At 68.3% G+C, this 6,570-nt stretch carries 6 protein-coding genes and 1 pseudogene; 1 reads left to right on the forward strand and 6 read right to left on the reverse strand.

Annotated elements, in window-relative coordinates; genetic code table 11:
* The 6 genes and pseudogenes from FUT87_RS17870 to FUT87_RS17895 form a co-directional block, all read right to left on the reverse strand.
* A pseudogene (locus FUT87_RS17870) lies at positions 1 to 269 on the reverse strand (PEP-CTERM system histidine kinase PrsK); the annotation flags it as partial.
* Positions 270 to 283: 14 nt separating this feature from the next.
* Entirely contained in the window at positions 284 to 898 is a 615-nt protein-coding gene (locus FUT87_RS17875) for a hypothetical protein (RefSeq protein WP_147241888.1), read from the reverse strand.
* Positions 899 to 981: 83 nt separating this feature from the next.
* Positions 982 to 2,361: a TIGR03013 family XrtA/PEP-CTERM system glycosyltransferase gene (locus FUT87_RS17880; protein WP_147241889.1), complete on the reverse strand. Its 1,380-nt coding sequence runs from the start codon at positions 2,359 to 2,361 to the stop codon at positions 982 to 984.
* A gap of 442 nt (positions 2,362 to 2,803) precedes the next feature.
* Entirely contained in the window at positions 2,804 to 3,946 is a 1,143-nt protein-coding gene (locus FUT87_RS17885) for a branched-chain amino acid ABC transporter substrate-binding protein (protein WP_147241890.1), read from the reverse strand.
* Positions 3,947 to 4,288: 342 nt separating this feature from the next.
* Complete coding sequence (locus FUT87_RS28975) at positions 4,289 to 4,717, reverse strand: DNA polymerase III subunit chi (protein WP_183490972.1); 429 nt, start codon at positions 4,715 to 4,717, stop codon at positions 4,289 to 4,291.
* Between the two features lie 44 nt (positions 4,718 to 4,761).
* Positions 4,762 to 6,222 carry a leucyl aminopeptidase gene (locus FUT87_RS17895; protein WP_091724002.1) on the reverse strand — a complete coding sequence of 487 codons (1,461 nt, stop codon included), beginning with the start codon at positions 6,220 to 6,222 and terminating at the stop codon, positions 4,762 to 4,764.
* A 28-nt stretch (positions 6,223 to 6,250) separates the two neighbouring features.
* On the opposite strand from FUT87_RS17895, the gene FUT87_RS17900 reads away from it, so the two are divergent.
* Positions 6,251 to 6,570: LptF/LptG family permease (locus FUT87_RS17900; RefSeq protein ID WP_147241892.1), on the forward strand; the 320-nt coding region annotated here is incomplete at its 3' end.

Consider the following 6,570-nt stretch of genomic DNA (forward strand, 5'->3'; position numbering starts at 1 on the left):
CGCAGCTTGGCGCGCAGCGAGCCCGACAGGCCCATCGTCAGCAGCGCCAGCACGCCCACTGCGAGCAGCACCTGCTGCAGCGCGCGGCCCCACTCGCCGCCGGTGTAGCGCACGTAGTAGCCGATGCCCGAGACGCCCAGCAGGTAGACGCCCACGATCAGCAGCGTGGCCGAATGGAAGGCCGCGGTGCGCGAGACATGGAGCTTGTCCAGCCACTTCTTGTGGCGCCGGCTGGCCAGCCACAGCAGCGGCACGGCCAGGCTGTGCACGGCGGCGCGCACGCTCAGCGCGTCGCGTCGAACTGCTGGAAGAGCGAGGCCTGCGAGAACACGAACACGTCGAACGCGAAGACCGCGCCCAGGCCCAGGCAGACCGGCTTGGCATTCCAGCGCGCGTCGCTGTGGATGTTGCGCAGCATCTGCTCGAGCAGCACCAGGCCGAAGACGCCCAAACCCAGCCAGGCCATCGTCATCGGACGCTGCATCTGGGCCAGCGGCGCGTCGCCCCAGTAGCGCCACAGCGGCAGCGCGACCGCCGCCGACACGCCGGCCCAGGCCAGCCACTGCAGCGGCCGCGCGACGCCGGCGCTGCGCGCCTGGCCGTCGTCACCGCGCGATTCGATCAGCGCCAGGATGAAGGAGAACCACGCGCCGTAGCGCAGCGCGTCGCAAATGGGCAGCAGCACCAGCGCGGGCCACTGGTGGGACCCGAGCCAGCCCTGCTCGACCGCCGCGTCCAGCCCCGCCCAGACGGCGCTGAGCAGCAGCGCGGCCTCGAGCCGCAGCGCGCGGCGCCGGTGCTGGCCGAACTGCGGCAGCACCACGACCGCCAGGGCCAGGTGCGCCAATACCGCGACGATCCCGGACGCGGTGCCGAGGTTCAGGGTGTCTGCCCACATGGATCAGGGTCCCGGCGCGCGGGCCGCGTTCCGAAGCGGGCGCGGGAACGGGACGCCGGGAGCGGGTCGCTCCGCCGTCGCGCTCAGCGCGCCCCCCGGCCCGTCAGGACCACCGCCACCGTCTCCAGCATGATCAGCAGATCGAGGAACAGCGTGTGGTTCTTGACGTAGTACAGGTCGTACTGGAGCTTCTCCAGCGAGTCCTCGATGGTGGAGCCGTATTCGTAGCGCACCTGCGCCCAGCCGGTCACGCCCGGCTTCACGCTGTGGCGCACCGCGTAGTATGGGATCTGCGCGACCAGCTCGTCGACGAAGAAGGGCCGCTCGGGACGCGGGCCCACCATGCTCATCTGGCCGCGCAGCACGTTGATCAGCTGCGGCAGTTCGTCGATGCGGACCTTGCGGATGAAGTTGCCGACGCGGGTCACGCGGGCATCGTTCTTGGTCGCCCACTGGGGGCGGCCGTCCTTCTCGGCGTCGTTGCGCATGCTGCGGAACTTGATCACCTTGAAGGTGGCGCCGTTCAGGCCCACACGTTCCTGCGTGTAGAAGATGCTGCCGGGCGATTCCAGCTTGATGAGCAGCGCGGTGACCGCCATGATCGGCGCGGTCGCCACCAGCAGCACCAGCGAGGACACCAGGTCGAAGGCGCGCTTGACGGCGCTGCGCAGCACGCCCTGGTTGAAGCCGTCGCCGAAGATCAGCCAGCCGGCGTGGACGTGGCTGATCTTGATCTGCGCCAGCGTCTTCTCGAAGTAGGTGGCCAGGTCCACGACGCGGATGCCGTAGAGCTTGCAGTCCAGCAGCTGGCGCAGCGGCATGGAGCCGCCGCGGCGCTCGGACAGCGCCACGACGATCTCGTCCACGCCCAGGCGCATCGCGGCGTCGGTCAGGGTCTCGCCGGCGGCCAGCAGCTGGTGGGCGGGCACCTGCGGATCGATCTCGTTGGGGCCCGGCAGGAAACCGACGATCTGGGCATGCGGATCGGCGGCGCGCAGGCTCTCGCTGACGGCCAGCGCGGCGTGGCCGCTGCCGAAGATCAGGATCTTGGTCCGGCCCGCGCCCTGCACGCCGGAATGCGCCGCGTAGACGCGGTGCACCATCACCAGCGCGACGGCCAGCATGGCGGTCGTGGTCAGCAGGTCGCGGTGGGAGACGGTGGCGGGGATCAGGCTGAACAGGCCGTAGGCCAGCGGCAGGCCGATCAGCAGCGCGAACAGCGCGCGGGCGCAGGACTGCGTCAGCGAGCGCTTGTGGGATTGGGAGTAGAGGCCGGACGCGGAGTTGATGACGAACATGCCGCCGGCCAGTGACAGGCCATAGGACGCCGCGAAGCTCATCATGTGCTCGCCGCTGCCGTGGCTCAGCGCGACCGCGAACACCGCCGCGACGATCAGGCCCAGGTCGAACAGCACCTGGATCAGGGTACGACGATGGAGGTAGTGGTTAAAAATTCGAATCATGCCCGTCCCCAAAGCTGGTCACGGCATCCTCTTGGGACGCTGTCGCCGACCCGGGTGAACCTCTCTGGACCGCTCGTCGCGAACGCCTCCTCCAGAGGAGGACCCTGTTCGCTGCGGGGGGCATCATGCCTGCGCCCCCCAGGCTTGAAAGCCCCCTGTTTGCAGGGGCGTCCGCCTTGCAATCCGACCCGGTTGAACCCGTCTCCCGTCGACCGCCGCCGGATCCCCGAATCGATCCCTCGGCACGCTGACGGAGGCCATTGTCGGTAGCGCCTCGGAGGCGCAAACCCCCTGACTGAATGCTTTGGGGGGCTCTCGTGCGGGAATGCACGCGAGTGAGGGGGTGATCCCTCGATCAGGGGACAGCGCCATGTCGCATGGCCACGGACAAAAAAAACGCCCACCGAAGTGGGCGTCCTTCAACCTTGCAGCGCTTGGAGGATCAGCGCACCACGGCGATCTGCTCGCGGTTGCCACCCTTGTAGGTGTACAGGGTCAGCGCGCCGTTCTTGATGTCGCCCTTGGCGTCGAAGGCGATCGTGCCGGTCACGCCCTTGTAGTCCGAGGTCTTGGCCAGCACGGGCAGGTAGACCTTGGGGTCGGCGGACTTGGCCTTGACCATGGCGTCGACCATCACGTTGACCGCGTCATAGACGTACGGAGCGTAGATCTGGACGTCGACCTTGTACTTGTCCTTGAACTTGGTCTTGAAGGCGTCCAGCGACTTCTTCGATTCGCCTTCCACGCCGCCCGCTTCCGCGCAGACGACCTGGCTGTCGCTGATGGTGCCGGCGGACAGCTTGGGCAGTTCGGCCGTGCAGATGCCGTCGCCGCCCATGAACTTGGCTTCGATGCCCAGCTGCTTCATCTGGCGCAGCATCGGGCCGGCCACGGCGTCCATGCCGCCGAAGAAGACGACGTCGGGCTTCTTGCCCTTCAGGGAGGTCAGGATGGCGGTGAAGTCCGTGGCCTTGTCGTTGGTGAATTCGCGGCCGACGACCTTGCCGCCGGCGGCCTTGACGCCCTTCTCGAATTCGTCGGCGACGCCCTGGCCGTAGGCGGTGCGGTCGTCGATGACGGCGATGGACTTGCCCTTGAGCGTGGTCACCGCGTACTTGCCCAGCGTGCCGCCCAGGTGCACGTCGTCAGCCACGACGCGGAACGCGGTCTTGTAGCCGTTGCGGGTGTACTTGGGGTTGGTCGCCGACGGCGAGATCTGCGGGATGCCGGCGTCGCTGTAGATCTTGGACGCGGGGATGGTCGTGCCCGAGTTCAGGTGGCCGACCACGCCGTTGACCTTGGAGTCCACCAGCTTCTGGGCGGCGGCGGTGCCTTGCTTGGGATCGCCGGCGTCGTCTTCGGCCAGCAGTTCGAACTTGACCTTCTTGCCGCCGATCGTCACGCCCTTGGCGTTCAGCTCGTCGATGGCCATCTTGGCGCCCAGTTCGTTGTCCTTGCCCAGGTGCGCGATCGCGCCGCTGGTCGGACCCACGTGGCCGATCTTGACCACCGCATCCTGCGCCATCGCGGCGCCGCTCGCGGCAATGGCGATTGCGCCCACGATCACATTCAGCTTGGATTGCATCTAGGAACCTCCGACTCGGGATATGTGGAATGACGTTGAGTTCTCAACGCGAGCGACCATACCCCGAAAGGCGGAGCCGTTTCCATAGTGAAAATGCTGTGAACGCGGTCACGGCGCAGGCGTTGTCGCGCCCCTGTCACCGGGGCAAACCCGGATGGTTTTCACAGGAGTGCGAAGGCGCACACAGCCCCTGCGCGAAGAGTGCGGATTTCCGCCCACTCGACGCCCGACAAGCCCCGCCAGCGCCCTGTCCATGGGCGTCACGGCACCACGCCCGCGCGCGGCGGCACCACCGCGGCGCGATCGGTCGCGGTGAACGTTCGTGGTGATCGACGCCGGCGTTCAAGCCGACATCACGTGATGATTCAGCGTCAGGCCGAGGGCCTTGTAGGCCTTGAATCGCGCGCGTCCCGCGGCGACCTGTTCGGCATCGGTGGAGACCAGCTCCAGCACGCGCTCGAAGCGCTCGAGCCCCGGCGGCACGCCTGGCTCGAAATTCAGCAGCACCCGGCATGTGGCCAGCGCGTCGAGCTGGTCCGAGAGCAGGATGGGGGTGCGCTCGCGCAGCAGTTCCGGCGTGTCGCCGCGCAGCAGCAGGTGGGGCAGGAACTCGCCGGGATCGAAGGTCCAGAGCGTCTGGTCGAGTCGCTCGAGCAGCCGCATCGGTCCCCAGACCCCGACGGTCAGCCCCGCCGCCTGCGTCTTGCGCAGCAGGCGGCAGGCGTAGACCTGTCGGTCGGGCACGCCGGTATAGAAGTTGACCTCCGTCACCGGACCCGCCCTTCCCTGTTCAGCTTCCGAGGAACGCAGCGCGCTCAGCGGACCTGCGACAGCACGAAGTGCGTCAGCAGACCGACCGGACGACCGGTGGCGCCCTTGGCGCCGCCGCCCTTCCAGGCGGTGCCGGCGATGTCCAGGTGGCCCCAGCGGTACTTCGAGGCGAAGCGCTGCAGGAACTTGGCCGCGGTGATGGAACCGCCCTCGCGGCCGGCGACGTTGGCGACGTCGGCGAAGTTGGTCTTCAGGCCGTCGGCGTAGTCGTCGTCCAGCGGCAGGCGCCAGCACGGGTCCAGCGCCGTCTCGCCGGCGGCCGACAGCGCGGCCGCCAGTTCGTCGTCGCTCGCGTACATGCCGGAGCGCACGCCGCCCAGCGCGATCACGCAGGCGCCGGTCAGCGTCGCGACGTCGACCACGGCCGCGGGCTTGAAGCGCTCGGCATAGGTCAGCGCGTCGCACAGGATCAGGCGGCCTTCGGCGTCGGTGTTCAGGATCTCGATGGTCTGGCCCGACATCGAGGTCACCACGTCGCCCGGCTTCACCGCGCGGCCGCTGGGCATGTTCTCGCAGGCGGCGATCAGCACGACCAGGTTGATCTTGGGCTTGAGCTCGGCCACCGCGCGCAGCGTGCCCAGCACGGAGGCGGCGCCGCCCATGTCGAACTTCATCTCGTCCATGCCGGCGCCCGGCTTGAGCGAGATGCCGCCCGAATCGAAGGTGATGCCCTTGCCCACCAGCACGATGGGCGCCTGCGTTCTGGCGGCGCCTTCGTACTTGGCAACGATGAAGCGCGGCGGCACGTCGGAGCCCTTGGCCACCGACAGGAAGGAGCCCATGCCCAGCTTCTCGATGCCCTTCTGGTCCAGCACCTCGACCTTGATGCCGTGGCTCTTGGCCAGCGCCTTGGTCTGGTCCGCCAGGTAGGCCGGCGTGGCGACGTTGGGCGGCAGGTTGGCGCATTCACGCGCCACCGCGATGCCGGCGCCGATGGCCTGGCCGCGCGTCAGGCCGGCCTTGACCGCCTTGGCCTCGTCCTTGCCGTGCAGCAGGGCGATCTTCGTCAGCTTGGACGCGGCGGGCGCGCTGGGCTTGGTTTCGCGGTAGACATAGACGGCGTCCTGAGCGGCCAGCACGGTCTGCTCGGCCAGGGACTCGGTCAGCTCGGCGCCGAAGCCGGCATAGGCCACCGAGGCGCCGGTCGCGCCCTTGCCCTTGAGCTGGCCCAGCGCCGCGGTCAGCGCGGAACGCGCCGCCTTGAGCGTCGAACCACTGGCGGCCACGATCAGGCGCGGGGCCTTCAGGCCGGCGGGACGGACCAGGGACAAGACCTGACCCGCCTTCAGCTCGAAGTCGCCGAGCTTGATGGCGTCCTTGACCAGGGCGGAGACGGTCTTGTCGAGCGACGCCGGCAGGCTGTCGCCGGCGACGATCAGCACCAGGGCGTCGGCGCCGTGCGACGACAGGGCGTCGAGGGACGCGAGCTGAGAGCGAAAGTCCATAATACCGAGAAGTAGATAAAGTGCCCGGATGTTATTCGATTCATCAGTACGCAAAGAACTCGCCCGCAGTTTCGGATTGGCCTTCGTGGTCATCCTGACCATCGTCGTGACGATGCTGCTGGTGCGCTCCCTCGGCATGGCGGCCAAGGGCACGGTGGCACCGCAGCATGTGCTGCTGTCGCTGGGCTACCTGGCCCTGGCCCAGCTGCCGGTGATGCTGAGCCTGTCGCTGTTCGTCGCCGTCGTCATGTCGCTGGGGCGCATGTACAAGGAATCGGAGATGACCATCTGGTTCGCCAGCGGCCTGGGCCTGACGCGCTTCGTGCGGCCGGTGCTGACGATGGCCTC

Source organism: Mitsuaria sp. TWR114, from assembly GCF_007997345.1.

What these genes read in the sequence shown, in the direction of transcription:
- FUT87_RS17875 (WP_147241888.1), bottom strand. Translation starts at nt 898, where the DNA reads ATGTGGGCAGACACCCTGAACCTCGGCACCGCGTCCGGGATCGTCGCG.
- FUT87_RS17880 (WP_147241889.1), bottom strand. Translation starts at nt 2,361, where the DNA reads ATGATTCGAATTTTTAACCACTACCTCCATCGTCGTACCCTGATCCAG.
- FUT87_RS17885 (WP_147241890.1), bottom strand. Translation starts at nt 3,946, where the DNA reads ATGCAATCCAAGCTGAATGTGATCGTGGGCGCAATCGCCATTGCCGCG.
- FUT87_RS17895 (WP_091724002.1), bottom strand. Translation starts at nt 6,222, where the DNA reads ATGGACTTTCGCTCTCAGCTCGCGTCCCTCGACGCCCTGTCGTCGCAC.